Here is an 18,110-nt window from a genome sequence, read left to right as displayed (position 1 = left end):
TTCTACATCCGCGGCGTTAGCGCAGAGATCAACCGAGTCGGCCTGCAATTCGACCCCCTATCCGTAAAGACGCTCACAAAGGGTAAACGATAATTTTGACAATATTGACTCAGCACGGATTAGAGCTATGATTAATTCATCAGCATACTGAGCAATTTCCAAGGCTAAGCAATGACCCTCCAATTCGCAGCAAACCTCGACGATCTGAACGCCGATGAACCTTATGCGGCGACGATCGAGAACGAACAGATAGCCCTGTACCTGGTAGACGGTGAGGTCTATGCAACGCATAACGTATGCACGCACCAGTTCGCGTTGCTCAGCGACGGTTTTCTGGAAGACGGATGCATTGAATGCCCGCTTCATCAGGGGAAATTCGATGTGAAGACCGGTGCCGCGCTTTGCGCGCCCGCGACCGCGTCGATCAAGACTTACAAGGTTCAGATCGAAAAAGGCGCCGTGATGGTCGAGCTTTGAGCGACCGGCCTTGTAACTCAGCCAGGAATTCAAAAGTGAAAACGATCTTGATTATCGGCGCGGGACAGGCCGGCGGACGCGCCGCAGAAACGCTGCGGGCACAAGGCTTCGAAGGCTCGATAGTGCTTGCTGGTGATGAACAGCACCGGCCGTACGAGCGCCCGGCGTTATCGAAGACCGTGCTGACGGCGATTGATGATAACGACTGCTTCAACGCATGGCTCCATTCGAGCGACTTCTACGAGACGAGCAATATCGACTGGATCGCGGATAGCGTTGAAGTACTCGACGTGATGCATCGCACGGCAACGTTCCGTAGCGGGCGAAGCATCACGTTCGACAAATGCCTGATCACGACCGGTGGGCGAGCGCGTCGGCTTCCCGGAACGCCGGACAGCCGTCATGTTTTCACGCTGCGTACGCTTCAGGACGCGATGAGAGTACGAGAGCGCATGACCGGCGCGCGGTCCGTGGCTGTTATCGGAGGAGGTTTCCTCGGGCTGGAGTTCGCGGCAAGCGCCCGGGCGCGCGGAATCGACGTCACTGTGGTGGAAGCCGCTGAGCAATTGCTGGGACGCGCGCTGCCGCGCGAATTCTCTGAGCGATTGCGCGCCAAGCACGAACAAAACGGAGTCAGGTTCATGCTCGGCGCAAAGCTTGTTTCCTCAACGGAAGAGGCGTGCGGGGCGACCCTGAGGTTCGAGGGGAATACGTCAGAGCGCTTTGATTTCGTCGTGGTTGCCATTGGGCAGGAGCCGAATGAAGCGCTCGCCCGCGCTTGCGGTCTTGAGACAGGTAACGGCATACACGTTGATACAAATTGCCAGACGTCGGTTGCCGGTTTTTATGCAGCAGGCGACTGTGCGAATTTTCCGTTTGGAGCGTCCGGGCGGCGTCTGCGTCTGGAGTCATGGCAGAACGCACAGGATCAGGCGATTATCGCCGCCCGCAACATGCTGGGAGCGTCGGTCGAATATTCGCCAAATCCCTGGTTCTGGACCGACCAGTATGACTGGAACGTCCAGATGCTGGGAATGCTCGACGGTCCAATGGATCAATGGATCGAGCGTCGCACTTCCGTCGACAAGACCTTGCTCATGGGCTTGCGGGATAACGCGATCGTGTACGCACTCGCGGTAAATAACGGAGGTGAGTTGCGGGCGATTCGTCGACTTGTCGAGCAGGTGACCCAGGTCGATTCAGAGGCTCTCGCAGACCCGAGCGTCAAGTTGCGGCAGCTTGACCGGCAAGCTCACTCATAACGCATTCAGGAGAGCATTTTGTATTCGTCAGAGACAGTCATTGGCCTCGGTACACCGAGGGTCAAGAATAAGCCCATTGAACAACTGGTGTGGCCGGAAGAGGGTCTTCAGGCTATCCCGGACTGGGTCTATACGAGCGATGATGTTTACGCCCGCGAGGTAGAACGGATTTTTCAGGGCCCTACCTGGAACTTCGTCGCGCTCGAGGCCGAGATTCCGAATAGCGGGGACTACAAGCGTTCATACGTGGGACCGACGCCGGTGGTCGTGTCGCGCGCGGAAGACGGTTCCATCCACGTGTTCGAGAATCGCTGCGCTCATCGTGGCGCAGAATTCTGTCGCCATACGCGCGGCAACAATACAGAATTTGTCTGCCCGTATCACCAGTGGTCTTATGACCTCAAAGGCAACCTGCAAGGTATTCCGTTTAAGCGCGGCGTGAACAAGCTCGGCGGGATGCCGCGCGACTTCCGCAACGAGGACCATGGTCTCAAGAAGCTCGCTGTCACCGCGCGCAACGGTGTGGTCTTCGCTTCATTCGCGCACGACATGGAGCCGATTGAAGACTACCTGACACCCGAAATCCTGAAAGATTTCGACACTGTCTTTAATGGCAAGAAATTGCGCATTCTCGGGTTTTACAAGAACGAGTTGCCGTGCAACTGGAAGATGTACCACGAGAATTTGAAGGACCCATACCACGCTACCCTGCTGCACTCGTTCCTTGTAGTGTTCGGCTTGCTGGTAGCAGGAAACCGGTCGGCGATGGTGGCCGACAGCAAGCGCGGCGTCCACGGGACAATGGCATCGGCGAAAAGTGATTCGCTTTATGCCGCGGTGGATGCCGACAAGAAGAAGGAGATGCGCTCGTTCCACGAGGGCATGGTCTTGAAGGACGAGCGTTTTCTTGAATACGTGAAGGAGTTTGATTCCGAATGGTCGGTGACCATGCAGACGATCTGGCCGAACCTGATTGTTCAGCGCGAAATGAACACCTTGGGTGTACGGCATATTGTCCCGAACGGCCCGAACAGCATGATCATGCTCTGGACCATGTTCGGCTACGAGGACGACACCGAAGAGACCACGCGCCACCGGCTCCGCCAGGGCAACCTGATGGGACCGGCGGGTTTCCTGGGTCTGGAGGATAACGAAGCAATGAAGTTTGTCCAGGAAGGGGTTCGCCGCTCCACAACGGATCGCAGCGTTCTCAAGCTTGACAGCGGAAACATCGGGACCGCGGACAGCCTGATTTCCGAAGCGGCCATTCGTGCGATGTACAGGCACTATCGTGAAGTAATGGGGTTCTAAATGCTGCCAGGATTTGAGAAGAAACCGGTTGCACACGACAAGGCGCTTGCAGCACGCGCGGCCGTGGAGGATTTTCATGCTGAATATTGCGCTGTGCTCGATGGTGGCGACATCGAGCAGTGGCCGGAGTTTTTCACGGAAAACTGTGTTTACCGCGTGACCGAGTATGAAAACGCTGTTCATGGATTTCCGGTCGGTTTGGTCTATGCGGAAGGCCGGAACATGCTCCGCGACCGTGCGGTAGCCATTTCGAGAACACAGATGTTTGCGCCCAGGCAGATGCTGCATTTCGTGACCAACGTCCGCATTCTCGATGTTACCGATGAAGAGATCGTGGCGCAGAGCAACTACATGTTGCTGCAGACGCTGGTTGAAGGGGCGACGTCACTGCATCAGGCCGGCCGGCTTTTTGACCGCTTTGCGCGCAACGGCGCGGAACTTCTCCTGAAGGAACGGCAGGCTATTTATGACACTGCCATGATCGCAAATGATCTGGCCTATCCTGTTTGAACGGGCGTGATCAGACAATGTTATTCGCGGGCTACGAACTTGGGAGACGCATATGAGCAGTACTGAACCGACGGAAGCGCCCGTGGAAAGTGGCGGCGTCGGCGCCCGCGTGAGGCGGCGCGAAGATGAGCGGCATTTGCACGGGAAGGGGCGGTTTGTCGCCGACTATACGTTTCCTGATATGCAGGAAGTCGCATTCCTGCGCAGCCCGCTTGCACACGCGCGCATTGAGCACATTGGCAAGCCGGAACGCTTCCCCGGCCAGGTCATTGTGCGCGAAGACATGCATACCGCCACCGACATCGTGGCCGACTCCAGCCTGGCGACGTACAAGCCGTCAGCGCATCCCCCACTTGCTTCGGGGAAGGTACGTTTTGTCGGCGAACCTGTAGCCATGTGTTTCGCGAGTTCCCGCGCCGAGGCTGAGGACATCGCAGAAGAGGTCGAACTTGACCTGCATGAGCTGCCCGCATTTGCGAGTGCCTTCGCGGCTCGCGAGCGCACCGATGTCCGTGTGCATGACCACTGGACCGACAATCTCTTCCTTGATCTCAAGGCGGACATCAATTTCGACGAACGCTCCAAAGGCGCATCCGTCGTCGTGAAGCAAAAGGTTGATCTGGCCCGTCAGTGCATGGTCCCCATGGAGGGCAAGGCGGTGCTGGCGTACTGGGACCATACCCAGGCGCAACTCGTCGTGATTACATCGACGCAGGTGCCGCACATGATCCGCACGGTGCTGTCTCAATGCCTGGGAATCGATCATGCCCAGGTCCGCGTGATTTCACCCGATGTTGGCGGTGCGTTCGGATATAAATGCGTCCTCCAGCAGGAGGAGCTTTGCATTGCGTGGCTCGCTCTCACATACAAGCGGCCTTTCCGATTTATCGAAGACCGCCGTGAGCATCTGATAGCGGGGGCGAACACGCGTCAGCATCATTACGAGTTGACGGCCTATGCAGACAAGAATGGACGGCTCCTGGCGCTGGACTGCGATCTGCTGATCGATGGCGGCGCTTATTCAGCGTGGCCTTTTACGATAGGGCTGGAGACGGGTCAGGCGCTTGGCAATCTGCCCGGCCCGTATGATTTTGGCGGGTACCGCTGTCGTACGCAGTGCGCCGCGACCAACAAGCCGGGCTTTCTGCCTTATCGCGGTGTGGCGCGTACAGGGGTCTGTTTCGCGATCGAACTGACCATGGACGCCATTGCGCGGGCGGTCGGCCGCGAGGCCTGGGAAGTCCGTTACGACAATCTGGTTCGCGGGGCAGACATGCCCTACACCAACGTTGTCAAAAAGCACTACGACAGCGGCGATTTCCAGGAGAGCCTGAAGCGCGCGGCCGATCAACTCGATGTCGCCAAATGGCGCCGGCGCCAGAAAGAGGGTGAGCCGGACGGCAGGCTGATCGGTATCGGCTTCGCGACTTTCACAGAGCAGTCAGCTCATGGAACGGCGGTGTTCGCGTCGTGGGGTTTGCCGGTCGTTCCCGGTTACGACCTGGCAACCGTGCGGATCACGGCGGACGGCGGTCTCGAAGTACGTGCAGGCATACATTCCCATGGACAGGGCATGGAAACCACGCTGGCACAGATCGCCAATGAAGTGCTGGGCGTTCCCATCCAGAAGATCAGGGTGGTTCACGGCGACACGGCCCTCACGCCCTATTCAACGGGCACGTATGCGTCGCGCAGCATTGTCATGGCTGGCGGTGCGGTCGCTGCAACCTGCCGCGAACTGGTGCCGCGGCTGATAAAAATTGGCGCGCATATCCTGGGTGAAATGGAGGACGCAGTCCGGTTCGAGGCCGGCGAGGTTATCGGCGCGACGGGACGGGTTTCCCTGGCGGATATTGGTCACGCCTGGTACTTGCGGCCCGAACGTCTGCCCAAGGGCGTCGACCTGACAGGGCTCGAGGCAACTCACGGTTTCAAGCCGAAGGTCGATACCGGCGCGTTCAGCTATGCAACGCATGCGGCCGCCGTTGCAGTCGACACGAAGACCGGGCACGTCGAAATCCTGGAATACGTCATTGTTGAGGATTGCGGAAGAATGATCAACCCGATGGTCGTCGAAGGCCAGACGATTGGCGGCACGGCACAAGGAATCGGTACGGCATTCTATGAAGAGACACTGTATGACGAGAACGCCCAGCCTCTGACGTCCACGCTCGCAGACTACATGTTGCCGGGGCCGACTGAGCTTCCGCCGCTAACTATCATCCATATGGAGACCCCTTCGCCCTATACCGAGTTCGGGGCGAAGGGCGTCGGGGAAGGGGGCGCGATCGCACCTCCGGCCGCGCTTTTCAATGCGGTGAACGACGCACTGAGTCCCCTGGGAGCACTCGTCTCCGAAACACCTCTCACGCCGCGCAGGTTGCTCACGGCCATTGAAGCTGCGAAGGCCGCCGCACGCGACAAGCTAGAGGCAGCGGCAGAACCTGTACACGAGGTGATTCGATGAAGGCCGCCGCTTTTGACTACGTCAGGGCCGAGACACTGCCGCAAGCGCTAAGCGAGCTTGGCGCCTCCGCGGCGGGAGTCAAACCCATAGCCGGCAGCCAGTCGATGGGGCCAATGCTCAATCTCCGGCTGGCAAGGCCGTCGAAGGTGATCGATGTATCGCGTGTCGATGAACTGCGCAGCGTCACCGTTTCAGGCGACCTTATTCGTGTGGGTGCGGCCATCACTCATGCGGAAATCGAGGATGGCAAGTACGAACTCTTGAGCAACGGTTTTATGCAGTATGTCGCCTCGGGTATTGCATACCGAGCGATTCGCAATAGAGGAACCATTGGCGGTAGCCTTGCGCACGCCGATCCTGCAGCGGACTGGCCCTTGGCGCTTTCCACTCTTGACGCCCGGATCGAGCTCGCGAAGGCAAGCGGTACCCGCCGCGTGCGTGCCAGCGAGTTCATGCTGGGCGCATTTACGACGCTGCTGGAGGAGGGCGAGATCATTTCGGCGGTCTTGTTGCCGAAGATGGGGCTTACCTTGCGTTGGGGCTATTACAAGCTGTGCCGCAAGACGGGTGAGTTCGCTCACGCAAGCGCGGCCGCCGCGTTTGATGCGCAGACCGGCTTGGCTCGCGTGGTGCTTGGCGCGCTCGATGGTCCCCCCGCAGCGCTGGAAGCGCTCGCTCAGTCGATAGCGCAACACGGACCGAGCGCGGCGACTCCGGAAGCGATTGCGGCGGGCGTGGCGAGCGCGATGCCCAATGCGGACGCTATCGACCGATCCATGCACGAAGCGACCGTCGAGCGCTGTCTTGCACAAGCCTTCGGTTCATCCGGGCATTAACAGGAATTTCCATGTCTGTCATTGAACTCACCATCAATAACCGGGCAATCCGCGGCGACGTTGCGCCGCGTACCCATCTGGGCGATTTTCTTCGCGACAATCAGAACCTGACCGGCACCCACCTTGGTTGCGAGCACGGCGTTTGTGGCGCGTGTACGGTCCTTATAGGCGGTGAACCGGTGCGCTCCTGCATCACGTTCGCAGTGGCCTGTGATCATCAGAAGGTTCGGACGATTGAAGGCTTCGACGACGATGATCTGATGAAGCGCCTACGCCGGTCTTTCTCGGTTCATCACGGGCTGCAATGCGGCTACTGTACGCCCGGCATGCTCATTACCGCGCGCGACATCGTGCAGCGCTTTCCCGATGCTGATGAAGCGCGCATTCGACTCGAGCTCTCGGGAAACCTGTGCCGATGCACGGGGTACGTTGGTATCGTCAACGCGATCAAAGCCGTGCTTGTCGAGCTGAAGGAGAATCCACCAACCGACGTTCCCGTTGCCCCGGTTCGACAAGAGCCCGCGCATAAAGCCCTGGCGCAGGCAGCGGGCGAATTTCAGACGTTCGCTGCGGTGGCCTCCGATACACCTGCACGCTCGTCACAGGAAGGAGCGGCGTCGCCGGTTTCGAACGTCCAGCCGACTGGTGCGCGCAAGGGCTGGACCGCGATTGACGATAGCTTTGTCGTGCCGTTCCCGCTCGATCAGGTCTGGGCGTTCATGGGCGACTTGCCCTCTGTTACCGCATGCCTCCCGGGCGCCGAATTGATCGAGCACGATGCCGAAAAAGTGAAGGGGAAGATCGCCATCAAGTTTGGTCCGATGTCGGCGAATTTTGCTGGCGCTGCGCGTCTCGAACGCGATGACGCCGCGTACCGTGCGGTGATGCGTGGGGCCGGGCAGGACAACATCAGCCGCTCGAAAGCAAATGGCGACGTGACCTACGCGTTGAGCGATGAATCGAATGGGACGCAGACACGGGTTGCGGTCACGCTCGAATATATGTTGCAGGGACCCCTGGCTCAATTCTCGCGGTCGGGGCTTGTTAAAGACTTCGTCCGCCGGATGATTGCCGACTTTGGTGCGCGGATCACTGCCCAACTGGCGGGCGCCGACTTGCCTGCCTCAGCAGGTTCGACGACCCGATTCAACGTCGGTAGTCTGGTATGGGGTGTTCTATGGAGCCGTATAAAACGTCTCTTTGGCCGAGGCGAATAAGTCCGCTGGCAACAATAGCCTGAGGCGGGTTTCAGGACTCGTCGAAACACTGCGTTGTATTCAACCTATCAGTATGCTGAATAAAAACCTGGAGTCCTTTCATGAACAAACGGATTCGGAAAATTGCCCTGGAAGAACACTTTTCAACACCCGGTTTCCAGGGCTACTCGAAAAGCTTTACCCAGCACATTGCGCCTGACGTCCTGGCCGATCTCGCCGCCCGTCTTGCGGACTTCGACGAGCAGCGCATTGCCGAGATGGACCGTGCAGGGATCGATTACACCATCCTGTCCCAGACCGGTCCGAGTGTGCAGGCCGAGACTGACCCGGCTGTGGCAATGACTCGCGCGATGGAAAGCAACGACTTCCTGGCAACACAGATCGCGCGTCACCCAACACGGTTCGGCGGTTTTGCCACGTTGCCCATGCATACGCCGCCGGGGGCGGTTGACGAACTGAATCGCACTGTACTTGAGCTCGGTTTCAAAGGCGCGCTTGTGAATGGACACACGTTGGGAACGTACTACGACGATCGCGCATACGACGTTTTCTGGGCGCGGATGCAGGAACTGGATGTGCCGTTGTATCTGCATCCTACGGATGCCTATGTCATGCCGAAGGTGTTCGACGGTCATCCGGAATTGACGGGCGCTGCATGGGGTTGGGGCGTAGAGACCGGCAGCCATGCGTTGCGGCTCCTCTTTGGCGGTGTCTTCGATCGCTTCCCCGCGCTGAAGGTCATCCTGGGCCACATGGGTGAAGGCTTGCCGTATCTGCGCTGGAGATTTGATAGCCGTTTTGCTGTTTATTCGCACGGCATTCGTCTTGAGCGGGCGCCGTCAGAGTACATCGGAACGAACATCCTGATCACCACATCCGGTGTGTGCTCGGCGCCCTCGCTGCTTGGCGCGATCGGCGAGATGGGTCCTGAGGCAGTGATGTTCTCAGTGGACTACCCGTACGAATCGACAGCGGTTGCCGCTGATTTTATCGAGCAGGCGCCACTCGACGATCGCGTCATGGACCTTGTCTGCCACGGTAACGCGGAACGCATTTTCAAGCTGTGACGCCGGGCTTGCCGGCACGAGCAAGAGCAAGAGCATAAGCACATCACGTCAAATGGACCTGGAGTTGGCAATGACAAAGCAATATCGAATTGGCCAGATTGTGCCGAGTTCGAACACGACAATGGAGACGGAGATTCCGGCGATGCTGCTCGCCCGCCAGACGATCCGTCCCGAGCGTTTTACGTTCCATTCCAGCCGCATGCGCATGAAGAAAGTGGTCAAGGAAGAGCTGGCTGCGATGGATGCGGAGTCGGACCGCTGCGCGCTAGAACTGAGCGATGCGCGCGTGGACGTGCTGGGCTACGCGTGCCTGGTTGCAATCATGGCGATGGGTCATGGTTATCACCGCGTGTCGCAGGAACGCCTGCGCTCGCGCACCGTTGAGAATGGCGGGGCGGCACCGGTCATCACGAGCGCCGGCGCGCTCGTCGATGCGCTCAGGGTCATTGGCGCCAGGCGGATCGTGGTCGTTGCGCCCTATATGAAGCCGCTGACTGAACTGGTGGTCGACTATATCCGCAACGAAGGATACGAGGTGCTCGATTACCGTGCGCTCGAGATTCCCGACAACCTCGATGTGGGCCGTCATGACCCGAACCTGTTGCCTGGCATCGTGACCCAGATGGACACATCGAAGGCCGATGCGATCGTGCTTTCGGCCTGCGTGCAGATGCCGTCGCTGGCAGCCGTGGCCAGGGTCGAGGCCATGACGGGCAAGCCGGTCATCACTGCCTCCATTGCCACCACCTACGCGATGCTCAGGCAGCTTGGTCTCGAAGCGGTCGTGCCGGGCGCCGGAGCGCTGCTATCGGGTGCTTACTGACGTGCCGGCGTTCGATCGATCCGGGACACGCATGAGCACAGCGTCCACCTTCCTGTATGGCGGCAACGTCAACGCAAACGGGATCCGTCAGCACTACCTGCGCTACGGCGGCGGCGCCTTGGCGGATACCGGCCGCGATGCCGTGATCGTCGTTCCGGGTATCACCAGCCCGGCCGTGACGTGGGGTTTTGTCGGCGAGCGCTTCGGCACGACGTTCGATACCTACGTACTTGACGTCCGTGGCCGGGGGCTGTCCTCGGCATCCGACACGCTCGACTACAGCCTGGATGCTCAGGCTGCAGACCTGATCGCGTTCGCTCAGGCGATCGGGCTCGCGCGCTATAGCGTGGTGGGCCATTCCATGGGCGGACGCATTGCCGTACGCGCTGCTCGCATGCAACCTGCGGGTCTGGCGCGCCTGATCATGGTGGACCCGCCTGTGTCCGGACCGGGGCGCCGTCCGTATCCGTCACAACTGCCGTGGTACGTTGATTCCATGCGGCTCGCGCGCGAAGGAACGGATGCAGAAGGCATGCGTACGTTTTGTCCCACCTGGACGCATGAACAGAGGCAACTGCGCGCGGAGTGGCTGCATACATGCGACGAGCGTGCAGTGATCGCGAGCTTCGAGGGTTTTCATACCGACGATATCCATGCGGATCTGCCGCACATCGGTGTACCCGCGATGCTGATGACTGCCGGGCGCGGTGATGTGGTCCGCACGGAAGATGTGGAAGAGATCCGCACGCTGATGCCCAAGCTCGCTCATGCCCATGTTCCCGATGCCGGCCACATGATTCCGTGGGACGACGTGGAAGGCTTCTATCGCGCGTTCGGTGACTTCCTGGGCGCACCGTTGCCGGTTCGGCGTGACGGCCCGGCCTGACGCCCCTTTTTTGAGGAGAGCACTATGCCAGTCAGCGACTACCAGATGATTGAAGCCTGGAAGCAGGTGTTAACGCTTTCGCGGCTTGAGGCGGGTCAAACCGTCACTATTCTCACGAGTGCGGGAACGCACCCACAAACTCTCTCGACCGCGTTGATCGCCACGCAGACGATGGGCGCGATCGTCAATCGGCTGGACCTGCCTCCGGTGAACGGCGAGAAGGCGCTCAGCCGTGACCCGCTCGCGTACCTCGGCACGACGCCGCTCACGGGGAACCCTGCAGCGATTGCCGCACTCAAGGCGAGCGACCTTGTGCTGGACTTGATGACGCTGCTGTTCTCACCCGAGCAGCTCGACATCCTGAAGACCGGCACCAAGATTCTGCTCGCGGTCGAGCCGCCCGAGGTGCTTATGCGGCTCGTGCCAAGTCTCGCTGATCGAGAGCGCGTACTGGCCGCCCAGGCGCGTATCAACCGTGCCCGCGAGATGCACATCGTTTCAGCCGCAGGGACGGACTTTCACTGCCCGATAGGCGAGTTTCAGGCGATTGCGGAATATGGTTTCGTCGATGAGCCGGGACGGTGGGATCACTGGCCCAGCGGCTTCGCACTGACGTTCCCGGACGAAGGCCGTGCCTATGGGCGCATCGTGATCGACCGCGGCGACATCCTGCTGCCGCAGAAGAGCTACGTCCAGGACCGTGTTGAACTGAATATCGAGAATGGCTTTGCCACGCGGATCGACGGAGGCATGGACGCGGACCTGCTCAACGAATACATGAGCACCTTCGGGGACTCCGAGGCGTACGCCATCTCGCACATAGGCTGGGGGCTTCAACCGCGCGCGCACTGGTCGACGCTGGGCCTATACGATCGCGAGGCAACCATCGGCATGGATGCGCGTGCCTTCGAGGGCAACTTCCTGTTCTCGTTGGGACCGAACAACGAAGCGGGCGGCAAGCGAACGACGACCTGTCACATAGATATCCCGCTGCGTCACTGCGACGTTTTCCTCGATGGAGAAGCGGTGGTTCGCAACGGCCGCGTGCTGGATAAATAAATAAGGAATCGGCATGTCCCATGAACTTGATACCTACCAGCGCCAGAGCTTCGGCTCGACGCTCGAACCGAAGGCGCCGGTGGGGCTGCTCATCGTTGATTTCGTCAACGGCTTTGCGGACCCCGGCGTGTTTGGCGGGGGTAATATCGCGCCGGCCATCGAGCGCACCGTTGCGCTGCTGGCACACGCGCGTGAGCGCCGTTGGCCCGTTGCCCACACGCGCATTGTGTTCGCCGACGATGATGCCGACGAAAATATCTTCACGCAGAAGGTGCCCGGTCTGCTCGCGCTCAAGGAGCACACGCACAACAGCGCCATCGTGCCGCAGCTCACGCCGCGCGAGGGCGAGTTGGTAGTGCGAAAGACGGTACCGTCGGCGTTCTTCGGCACGTCGCTGGCTGCGTGGCTCGCGTTGCGCGGCGTGCAGACCCTTGTGATTGCCGGTGCCGTGACAAGCGGCTGCGTACGCGCAAGCGTGGTGGACGCCATGCAGTGCGGCTTGCGTCCGTTCGTGCTCTCCGACTGCGTTGGTGACCGCGCCATTGCTCCTCACGACGCCAACCTGTTCGACATGGCGCAAAAATATGCGGCCGTCATGACCCGCGACGAAGCACTCGAAGTACTCGGGGATTGGTAGCAAGCTTGAAGATGAGGGCGTGCCAACCAAAGCGTAGTTTGACTCTGGCCCGGTAGCGTCGAATCTGAAACGTGGTGAGAACCGTGCCGCCAGGAGTGAGAATGGATATCTCGACGTCAGAGCCAGCGCGGCGTGCGGTCACCCGCCACGAGTTTGCGCTGATCATCGCATCATCATTCGGGGCATTGCTCGAGTGGTACGATTTTTATATCTACGCAGCGCTGGCGGGAACATTCGGTACGCTTTTCTTTCCCAGCGGCAATGACACCACGGCTTTCCTGGCGAGTCTCGCGACCTTCGGTGCGGGGTTCCTGGTGCGGCCGCTCGGTGCGTTGTTCTTCGGCCGTCTGGGCGACAGGATTGGCCGGAAATATACCTTCATGGCGACAATCATTCTGATGGGTGTTGCTACGGTCGGTGTCGGGCTACTGCCTTCTTTCGCGAAAATCGGCACCCTGGCGCCGGTGTTACTCGTCTGCCTGCGGTTATTGCAGGGTTTCGCACTGGGTGGCGAAACGGGCGGGGCGGCTACCTATCTGGCGGAACATTCTCCCGCAGGCCGCCGCGGGTTCTACACGAGTTCGCTTCAAACCACGGCGACGCTTGGTTTGCTGTCATCCATTGCGGTGGTCAGCGCAAGCCGTAGCGCGATGGACGATGCGTCATTCCAGGATTGGGGCTGGCGCGTGCCGTTCCTGGTTTCTCTTGTGTTGCTCGTAGTCTCGGTTTACCTGCGGACGAAGCTGGCGGAGTCGCCGACCTTCCAGACGATGAAAGAGGCGGGGAGATTGTCGAAGTCTCCGATTGGCGAGAGCTTCGGCAAGTGGGAAAATCTCAAGTACGTGCTCATCATGCTGTTCAGCACAGCGTCCGGCGTTGGCGTCGTGTTTGGGACCGGCCACTTCTATTCCATGTATTTCCTGCAGAACACATTGAAGGTCGCACCCGACACGGTGAGCCTTTATCTGGCCATCGCGCTCGCTTGCGTCTTTCCGTTCTACCTTGTATTCGGCTGGCTTTCGGACCGCATCGGACGTAAGTGGATCATGATGACCGCGTGCCTCTTGCTCGCGCTAACAACCCAGCCCATCTTCCACGCGCTGACGCATTACGCCAATCCGAAACTCGAGCTGTTCCAGCAAACCTCGCCAGTTACCGTTCACGCGAATGACTGCCACTTTTCGTTGTTCGCCGCGCCCAGGAGCGAATGCGACCGCATCCGCTCGTTCCTGAGTGCCTCGGGAGTCTCGTACAGCCAAGTGCCGTTGGAGGCCGGGCAGGCGAGCGCTACGGCCATTGGCGACGTGACGGTGCAGGGTAGCGACCGGGCCGATCTGGAGCGCGCACTGCTGGCCGCTGGCTGGGCACGGCACGCGGACCCGTCACAGATCAACGCGCCTGCCGTGATCTTCCTGATGTGGTTGCTGATCGTGTATCTCGCCATGATCTACGGCCCGATGGCGGCATTCATGGTTGAACTCTTTCCTGCACGAATTCGCTACACCTCTCTCTCACTTCCGTTCCATCTCGGATCTGGCTGGTTCGGTGGAATGTTGCCGTTCGTGGTCTCCGCGATGGCGGTCGAAAACGGGAATGTGTACTTTGGCCTGTGGTACCCGATCGTGATTGCAGGTGTATCCCTGATAGTCGGCGTGCTCTTCGTGCCCGAGACGTTCCGCCGGGACATCTCGCAGTGAAGCGAGTTTTCACTCGCCGCAGAAGATTCTCTGGCGCGGTTGTCTCGACCGTCATTCAGCTAAACGCGCTGGCGACCACTCGATACCAGAGTCGTGGTAGTCGCCGATCAGCAACGGAGGTGGCGCTTGAAGAAGCCGGTTTTCTAGTCGAAGTGCTTGAGCAACGTGCGGCCGTACTGGTTGTTGCCTTCGACCAGTTGCATCATCATGCGGACGAATTCGACGCGCTCTTGCGGGTCGAGCGGCGCCAGGAACCGGACCTGCGCCTCGCGCATGCTCTCGTACATTTCGTTCATGACGCGTCGACCCTTGACGCTGATGTTTGCAATCTTTTGTCGTCCGTCAGCAGGGCTAGGCTCGCGCTTGACGAGCCCGCGCTCTTCCAGGCGCCGGAGAACGTCTGCCATGGTCGTGCGGTCGACGCCGACTTCGGCGCACAGTGACGTCTGGTCGAGCCCGGGACGCTCGCTTAGCGTCGTAAGCAAGCCGTACTGAACCGGAGTAATTGCGAAATCCTTACAGCTTTCGAAGAACAGCGCGATGTGGATCTGGTTGAGGCGCCGGATCAGGAAACCCGGGCGCTGCCATAAGTGACCGGTCTCGATCGTCGGATTCGAGACGGTAGCCTTCTTCTCCGTAACTGTGCCCATATTCATCCTTTCCAGTAAGTCCTGTCAGCCGGGACAAGTGTAACTCGCGCTCGCCTGACGGCAGGAAGCGCCGCGTGGGGAAGCGACGGTTTCGTCTCATTCCGGTTCGTGCAGCCCCTGGGAGAACCACTGTTGCATTTGGTTTTTTTTCCGGATAAAAACTAATCTGTCAGTGAGCTGATGATTTTACCGCCAAGTTGCCAGACCGTCTTCACAGACGAACATTCCCCTATGTTCAAGAGTTAACTCAACAAGCGTTGCGCGAGGATATCGACCAGCGTGTTCGTTAGTTATCGAAACGATATTTATATTGTCAGTATGCTGATCAGTGCGATTCGGCAATTTTGCCAAGCGTCAACTTTCAACGTGTTTGGAGCCAACAATGAGTACTACACCTGCCAGATCAAACGAGGCGGCGCTGGGGCCGCAGTCGATGTCCTGGAGCGACGTCAAGACGCTAGGTCTCGCCTCGCTGGGCGGCGCGCTTGAATACTACGATTTCATCGTCGCCGTATTCTTTACCAAGTTGCTCGCCACTGTCTTCTTTCCCCCGCACACGCCGGAGTGGCTTGCCCAATTGGAGGTGTTTTGTATCTTCGCGGCGGGCTACCTCGTTCGTCCGATAGGGGGCATCTTCTTCGCCCATTTCGGTGACCGGATCGGGCGCAAGAAAATGTTCGCACTCAGCCTGTTCCTGATGGCGTTCCCTACGTTGCTGATCGGTCTGCTGCCCAGTTACGCGATGCTCGGTATGATCGCGCCGCTGCTATTCCTTTTGTGCCGGATACTACAGGGCCTGTCGGTCGGCGGTGAAGTGCCCGGCGCGTGGATATTTTGCTCTGAGCACGTCCGGCGTGAGCGCGTGGGACTTGCGTGCGGGCTCCTGATGTCAGGGCTTTGCACGGGCATCCTGCTCGGCGCGTTGAGTGCAAAGTACCTGATGGGCAACCTCGATGCGGATAGCCTGAAGACCTGGGGCTGGCGGGTGCCATTTATCGCCGGCGGGATCTTTGGACTGATCTCGGTCTACCTGCGCCGCTATCTGCATGAAACGCCTGTTTTCGAGGCCCTTCGCGCCAAGCGTGCTGCCGACCCGCGTCTGCCGCTGTCGGTGGTGCTTAAGCATCACCGGGGTGCGATTGCGGTATCGCTGCTCGCCACATGGGTGTTCTCTGGAATCTTCGTGCTCTATTTCCTGTATACGCCGACCTTCCTGCAATCGCAGTTTCACTATGAAGCGAAAGTTGTCTTTACCAACAACTCATGGTCGATCTTCGGGCTGATCATCGGCAGTACAGCCGCGGGATGGGCTGCTGACAAAATTGGCGGCGGCCGCGCGTATGCTCTGGGAAGCCTTGCCATGCTGGCGGTGACGAGCGCTTTCTACTTTGCACTGAGTTCCGGAAGCAGCGCGGTGTGGCCGCTCTATATTGCGGGTGGATTCCTGATCGGCACCATTACGCTCGGACCGTACATCATCGTCAAGAGCTTCCCGCCTGAAGTCCGCTTCACGGGTTTTGCGCTTTCGTACAACACCGCCTACGCGATCTTCGGAGGTACTGCGCCGGCAGTCGCCTCGTACTTGGTGGGACGTCAGGGCCTCGTCATGGCACCCGCCTGGTACGTCGCCGCACTTTGCGTGCTCGGTGTCGTCATAGGACTTAAATGGCGGGCGCCGGTGCATGCAGATGTGGGGTCATCGCACTGAGAGCGCGTTCCATTCGATTTCTTGAAACCGCTTGCTCGTCGTTACATTCCGAGAGCGAGCGGAACAAGCATCGTCCAGGAATGAATCCCGCTAAGGCTTTGGTAAGGAATCGCAATTGCCGTCAATGTGCTCGCCCGCAAATGCCCTTGCGACAAACTGCGTGGAATCGGGAAGCGAGCCGTTGACGGTTCCGGAATGGTCAAGCGCCGGATATAGATGCCACTCGATCCGGTCGCCAGCCTTGCATGCGTTGGTGACCAGCGCGACCTGACCGGGCACGAACACATCGCGATCCTTGCCACCCGTGCCGACGAAAATCGGAATGTCCGACTTCAGCGTCGGATACGCCGCTTCGCGGTTGATCGCAGCGAGCGCCGGCTTCGGCGAGCGCTTGAAGCTGCCGTCGAAGGTGAGCCCGTCCGCGACGATCCTCTGTTCAATGGCGTGCAAGCATTCGCGCTGACTGGTTTTGAACGCCGGCATGGCGCGCTCGTTCAGGTAGTCCCCTGGTACGAACGACGGATCGAGCAGCGTGGCGGTGCTGAGCCGCAGCATGTCGTACGCAAAGGTCGGGACGACCGACCTGCGTGCGTTCGCCAGCTCCGCGTCATCCGCACGCTCATGGACGGCCGCGTACGGTGTGCCGGTCGCGACCACACCAACAATGTTCAACTCAGGCGCATAGGTCTTCGCGTAGACGGCCGTTGCAAACGCGGCGCGACCCCCTTGCGACTGCCCGAATACGACCACCCGCGCCGACAGGTCGAAGCCGCCACGGATAACCGCGCGGATGCTGTCGAGGACGCCGTACGCCAGAGGGCGTGTGAGCCCGTACGGATGCAGGCCGGGTGTCCCGAGACCCTGATAGTCGGTCGCTACAATTGCATAGCCCTGGGCGAGCCAATAGTTCAGATAGCGCGTGTCGCGTCCGCTACGGCCTGCGAACGACGGCGCACATACGTCGGCGCTACCGACAGTGCCGTGCGCCCACGCCATCAGTGGCCAGCCGCCTTGGGGCGGCGTTCCTTTCGGCACAAACAGCGCACCGGAAACGACAACCGGCGTGCGGTCGTCGAGACCGTCTGTCGACGTATACAGGATCCGGATATTCTGGCCGGCGTCAGTGAGGCTTTGCTGCGGCGTCAACGGCTCGGTGCGCAGCATTTGCCCGGGCGTTGCCGGCACCTGCTCCGTCCATGTGTAGAACGGGGGGACACCGCCGTCGCCTATGACGGGCTGCGATGCGGCAACGATCCCCGATGTGCCGATCGCGGCCGCTATAACGAGTGTGACTAGTCGTCTGAGTGATGCGCTGAACATCAGCGTGTTTTCCTTTGTTTTGAGGTGGCATCGGCCGGCTGAGTGTTCCACCCGGGGATCGAGGTATCGAGGTTGGCGATACCAGTGTTTGATTTTATTTTAAGGTCGTTACATCAGGTAAAGCGAGTCGGCGCAATCCTCGAACACGCCGGTCTTCACAGAACAATGCATATGCAAAGCTGA

At 59.6% G+C, this 18,110-nt stretch carries 16 protein-coding genes; 14 read left to right on the top strand and 2 right to left on the bottom strand.

The annotated features are described in order from the left end of the window. The first annotated feature begins 171 nt into the window (after nucleotides 1–171). From ACSOSP_RS19930 to ACSOSP_RS19870, 13 genes are all read left to right on the top strand, one after another. A complete protein-coding gene (locus ACSOSP_RS19930) occupies nucleotides 172–477 on the top strand; it encodes a non-heme iron oxygenase ferredoxin subunit (protein ID WP_455312603.1) in 306 nt (101 codons plus the stop codon). A gap of 35 nt (nucleotides 478–512) precedes the next feature. Continuing rightward, nucleotides 513–1,739 carry an NAD(P)/FAD-dependent oxidoreductase gene (locus ACSOSP_RS19925; RefSeq protein ID WP_455312602.1) on the top strand — a complete coding sequence of 409 codons (1,227 nt, stop codon included), beginning with the start codon at nucleotides 513–515 and terminating at the stop codon, nucleotides 1,737–1,739. A gap of 18 nt (nucleotides 1,740–1,757) precedes the next feature. Continuing rightward, nucleotides 1,758–3,050 carry a Rieske 2Fe-2S domain-containing protein gene (locus ACSOSP_RS19920; protein ID WP_455312601.1) on the top strand — a complete coding sequence of 431 codons (1,293 nt, stop codon included), beginning with the start codon at nucleotides 1,758–1,760 and terminating at the stop codon, nucleotides 3,048–3,050. Then, on the top strand, nucleotides 3,051–3,560 hold the full coding sequence (locus ACSOSP_RS19915; protein ID WP_455312600.1) for an aromatic-ring-hydroxylating dioxygenase subunit beta: 510 nt from the start codon (nucleotides 3,051–3,053) through the stop codon (nucleotides 3,558–3,560). It abuts the gene before it with no gap. Between the two features lie 52 nt (nucleotides 3,561–3,612). Further along, nucleotides 3,613–6,027 carry a xanthine dehydrogenase family protein molybdopterin-binding subunit gene (locus tag ACSOSP_RS19910; protein WP_455312599.1) on the top strand — a complete coding sequence of 805 codons (2,415 nt, stop codon included), beginning with the start codon at nucleotides 3,613–3,615 and terminating at the stop codon, nucleotides 6,025–6,027. Then, a complete protein-coding gene (locus ACSOSP_RS19905; protein ID WP_455312598.1) occupies nucleotides 6,024–6,863 on the top strand; it encodes an FAD binding domain-containing protein in 840 nt (279 codons plus the stop codon). The genes ACSOSP_RS19910 and ACSOSP_RS19905 overlap by 4 nt, the downstream gene beginning before the upstream one ends. Before the next feature lie 11 nt (nucleotides 6,864–6,874). Then, a complete protein-coding gene (locus ACSOSP_RS19900; protein ID WP_455312597.1) occupies nucleotides 6,875–8,080 on the top strand; it encodes a xanthine dehydrogenase family Fe-S subunit in 1,206 nt (401 codons plus the stop codon). Nucleotides 8,081–8,181: 101 nt separating this feature from the next. Next, entirely contained in the window at nucleotides 8,182–9,147 is a 966-nt protein-coding gene (locus ACSOSP_RS19895; protein ID WP_455312596.1) for an amidohydrolase family protein, read from the top strand. Between the two features lie 70 nt (nucleotides 9,148–9,217). Then, nucleotides 9,218–9,970 (top strand): maleate cis-trans isomerase family protein, encoded by a 753-nt coding sequence (locus ACSOSP_RS19890; RefSeq protein WP_455312594.1) that lies wholly within the window; start codon nucleotides 9,218–9,220, stop codon nucleotides 9,968–9,970. A 31-nt stretch (nucleotides 9,971–10,001) separates the two neighbouring features. Then, nucleotides 10,002–10,856 (top strand): alpha/beta fold hydrolase, encoded by an 855-nt coding sequence (locus ACSOSP_RS19885; RefSeq protein WP_455312592.1) that lies wholly within the window; start codon nucleotides 10,002–10,004, stop codon nucleotides 10,854–10,856. A gap of 24 nt (nucleotides 10,857–10,880) precedes the next feature. Further along, entirely contained in the window at nucleotides 10,881–11,915 is a 1,035-nt protein-coding gene (locus tag ACSOSP_RS19880; RefSeq protein WP_455312591.1) for a 2,5-dihydroxypyridine 5,6-dioxygenase, read from the top strand. Nucleotides 11,916–11,928: 13 nt separating this feature from the next. Then, entirely contained in the window at nucleotides 11,929–12,552 is a 624-nt protein-coding gene (locus ACSOSP_RS19875) for an isochorismatase family protein (protein ID WP_455312589.1), read from the top strand. A 101-nt stretch (nucleotides 12,553–12,653) separates the two neighbouring features. Next, nucleotides 12,654–14,249: an MFS transporter gene (locus ACSOSP_RS19870; protein WP_455312588.1), complete on the top strand. Its 1,596-nt coding sequence runs from the start codon at nucleotides 12,654–12,656 to the stop codon at nucleotides 14,247–14,249. Between the two features lie 143 nt (nucleotides 14,250–14,392). Here ACSOSP_RS19870 and ACSOSP_RS19865 read toward each other — a convergent pair whose 3' ends face one another. Continuing rightward, a complete protein-coding gene (locus ACSOSP_RS19865; RefSeq protein WP_455312587.1) occupies nucleotides 14,393–14,899 on the bottom strand; it encodes a MarR family winged helix-turn-helix transcriptional regulator in 507 nt (168 codons plus the stop codon). 382 nt (nucleotides 14,900–15,281) lie between these two features. Between ACSOSP_RS19865 and ACSOSP_RS19860 the strand changes: the two genes are divergently transcribed. Continuing rightward, nucleotides 15,282–16,607 (top strand): MFS transporter, encoded by a 1,326-nt coding sequence (locus ACSOSP_RS19860; protein WP_455312585.1) that lies wholly within the window; start codon nucleotides 15,282–15,284, stop codon nucleotides 16,605–16,607. Nucleotides 16,608–16,697: 90 nt separating this feature from the next. Here the strand turns inward: ACSOSP_RS19860 and ACSOSP_RS19855 are convergent, their stop codons facing one another. Next, entirely contained in the window at nucleotides 16,698–17,927 is a 1,230-nt protein-coding gene (locus ACSOSP_RS19855; RefSeq protein WP_455312583.1) for an alpha/beta hydrolase, read from the bottom strand. Nucleotides 17,928–18,110 lie beyond the last annotated feature (183 nt).

This window comes from Caballeronia sp. KNU42, from assembly GCF_053760385.1.
The sequence above is the reverse complement of the archived record's forward strand: the minus strand, read 5'-3'. Positions and strand labels throughout refer to the sequence as shown.